A 544-nucleotide genomic window follows, 5' to 3' on the forward strand; every position below is an offset into this window, starting at 1 on the left:
GCAAATCAATACCAAACTTCAGAACGGTATTACAAATTACCTAAAATTCTTTTCGAGGATGAGAAGTATATGGATATGAAACTAGAAGTAAAGGTGGCTTATTCTATTTTAAAAGATCGTTTAGAATTATCTCTCAGTCGTGGTTGGATAGATGAAGAAGGCGCGGTCTATTTAGTATTTTCTAATTCTAAACTGATGAAGCTGTTAGGTTGTTCGAAGTCAAAACTACTATCAATCAAAAAAATTCTTAAAGAATATGACTTAATTGATGAAGTCCAACAGTCTTCAAGTGAGAAAGGAAGACTAGCTAATAAGATTTATTTAGGGGAATTGTCTTCTACCCCAGTAGCTAGTTCAAACAGGCCTAGTGTTAAAAAAAGACTAGGGCAGGTTGAAAATGAAACGGCCCCCGTCTCATATTCAGCCCCTAGTGAGACTGAAGTTAGTGAGACTAAATATAGTGAAACTGATTCTTTATTTATTGAGGATGAGGAGGATAGGAATACTCAACCTATTTTGAAAAGAAAAGTAGAAAAGGTCACAA

The 544-nt window shown here is 34.7% G+C and carries 1 protein-coding gene; it reads left to right on the forward strand.

Going from position 1 to position 544, the window contains the following annotated elements; all coding sequences use genetic code 11:
• Nucleotides 1-544 (forward strand): replication initiator protein A (locus HMPREF2701_RS01630; protein ID WP_070481914.1); only part of this gene is annotated, 544 nt, incomplete at both ends.

This window comes from Streptococcus sp. HMSC077D04, assembly GCF_001808785.1.
Taxonomy (GTDB): Bacteria; Bacillota; Bacilli; order Lactobacillales; family Streptococcaceae; genus Streptococcus; species Streptococcus mitis_BX.